Genomic DNA, 2619 nt, shown 5'->3' on the forward strand with positions numbered 1-2619 from the left:
CGGTTGACCAGCGCCGAGTGGCGGTTGCCCGCGCCTTTCGGTTTGCCGGTGGAACCGGAGGTGTAGATCACGTAGGCCAGGTTTTCCGGATCGATGTGCAGCTCAGGATTGGCTTCGCTGCGCCCTTGCAGCCAGTCGCCGTCCTGATCCAGGACCAGACTGCGCAGGCCATTCGGCACCGGCAGTTGCGCCAGTAAATGGCTCTGCGTCAGCAGCAAAGCGATGCCGCTGTCGTCGAACATGTAGGCCAGACGATCCTGCGGGTATTCCGGGTCCAGCGGCAAGTAGGCACCGCCAGCCTTGAGGATCGCCAACAGGCCAACGACCATTTCCAGCGAGCGCTCGACCGAGATACCGACCAGCACTTCCGGGCCGACACCGTGCTCGATCAGCACCGCGGCCAACTGGTTGGCGCGAGCGTTGAGTTGGGCGTAGCTCAGGCGCTGCTCGCCGAACACTAAGGCGCAGGCATCCGGGGTGGCGCGTACCTGTTCTTCGATCAGCGCATGCACGCTGCGCTCCAGCGGATATTCGGTGGCTGTAGCGTTCCATCGCGAGACGATCACCTCGCGTTCGTCTGCGTCGAGCAGGCGCAATTCAGCCAACGGCTGTGCCGCGTCAACCAGCACAGCCTGCAGCAGGTTTTGCCAATGCACCGCCATACGCTCGATGGTTGCGGCAGTGAACAGATCGCTGGCAAAGGTCAATTGCGCACCGAGGCCTTGCGGCGTTTCGAAGGTGTCCAGGCTCAGGTCGAATTGCGCGGTCTGGCTGGCCATGGTCAGCGGATTGATCTGCAAGCCCGGCAAACGCGTGCCTTGCTGCGATTCGCCGGTGGCCAGATTCTGGTGGTTGAACATCACCTGAAACAACGGACTGTGACTCAGGCTGCGTTCCGGTTGCAGCGCTTCGACCAATTGCTCGAACGGCAACTCCTGATGCGCCTGAGCACCCACTGCCGATTGCTTGACCTGTTGCAACAGGCTGCGAAAACTCGCCTGCGGGTCAATGCGCGCCTTGAGCACCTGGGTGTTGACGAAAAAGCCGATCAGCCGCTCGGTCTCGACGCGGTTTCGGTTGGCGTTGGGCACACCGACGCTGATTTCAGCCTGGCCGCTGTAACGGTGCAACAGCGCCTGGAACGACGCCAGCAACACCATGAACACGGTCAGACCTTCGCGCTGGGCAAGGCTTTTCAGGCCCGCGGCCAGCGTGTTATCGAAGGTTACATCGAGACGCTGGCCACGGAAGCTCTGCACCGAGGGCCGGGGGAAATCCGTCGGCAATTGCAGCACCGAATGATCGCTGCCCAATTGCTCTTTCCAGTAGGCCAACTGACGCTCGCGCTCACCCGCCTCCATCCAGTGCCGTTGCCAGATGGCGTAGTCGGCGTACTGGATCGGCAGCTCGTCGAGGCTGACCTCGCGCCCTTGCGCAAAACCCGAGTACAACTGCACCAGCTCTTCAACCATGACCCGCATCGACCAGCCGTCGGCGGCGATGTGGTGCACAGTGACAGCAAGAACGTGGTCGTCATCGGCCAGACGCAGCAGGCTGGCGCGCAACAACGGGCCAGTCTGCAAGTCGAACGGCAAATGCAGTTGTTCGTTGATGTAGGCCTGAATCTGTTGCTCGCGCAGCAGCGGCTCGGCCGCCACGTCCAGCGCGTCGATGGCAATGGTCATCGGCAACTGCGCATGGATCACTTGCACAGCGCCTTCGTCGTCCTGACCGAAGGTGGTGCGCAGGCTGTCATGACGGGCAATCACGGCATTGAACGCACGCTCCAGCGCCGGTACATCCAGCGTGCCGCGCAGGTGCAGCGCGGTGGGAATGTTGTAGGCGGCGCTGTGCGGGTCCATCTGCCAGACGAACCACTGACGATCCTGAGCGAACGACAATGGCAAGGCGTCGGCGAATTCATCCCGGGTCTGCGGGATCGGCAGGTTAGCCGGGGAAACCCCTTCCTGGAGCATCTTTTCAAGATAGAGCGTGCGCTTTTCCAGCGGCAGACAGATAAACCGCTTGGCAATTTTCAGAGCGACATTCTTATCCATCAAGCCTCCTCCATTTCATCAAGCAGGGATTCCAGCTTACTCAGTTTCAACATATCGACTTGCTCGTCAGCGGCATCCAGCTGGCTGACGAAATCGCCAAGCACAGGGTGCTGGAAGATCAATTGAGGTGTCAGTTTCAGGCCCAGTTCCAATTGCAGGCGCGAAACCACGGTGACGGCCAGCAAGGAGTGGCCACCCAGTTCAAAAAAGTTGTCGTTGAGGCCGATGCGCTCCAGTTGCAGTACCTCTTGCCAGATCGCCGCCACTTGCTGCTCCAGTTCGGAGGCCGGTGCGACAAAGGCTTGCTGCGCCTGACTGGCATCGAATTTCGGCAACGCCTTGCGTTCGAGTTTGCCGTTCGGGCTGACCGGCATCTTCGCCAGCAATACCCAGTGCAACGGCACCATGTAATCAGGAACGTTCTGGGCGAGGTGTTCTTTACAACGCTGGAACAATTCATTGCGCCGCGCATCGTCGGCTTCCAACAGACTGGCGTCGTTTGGCACCACATAAGCCACCAACAGCGAACCGTCCTGAGCAATGACCACCGTCTCACGCACGT

General features: G+C 60.5%; 2 protein-coding genes. Both read right to left on the minus strand.

Annotation, left to right across the window (positions count from 1 at the left end):
- Window positions 1–2057 (minus strand): condensation domain-containing protein (locus PMI37_RS03315; protein WP_008078025.1); only part of this gene is annotated, 2057 nt, incomplete at its 3' end.
- Window positions 2057–2619, minus strand: a 563-nt coding sequence (locus PMI37_RS03320; protein WP_238552681.1) for a phosphopantetheine-binding protein, incomplete at its 5' end; no start/stop codon positions are given. The genes PMI37_RS03320 and PMI37_RS03315, both read right to left, overlap by 1 nt.

Origin of the sequence: Pseudomonas sp. GM80, assembly GCF_000282515.1 — a bacterium.
Classification (GTDB): domain Bacteria; phylum Pseudomonadota; class Gammaproteobacteria; order Pseudomonadales; family Pseudomonadaceae; genus Aquipseudomonas.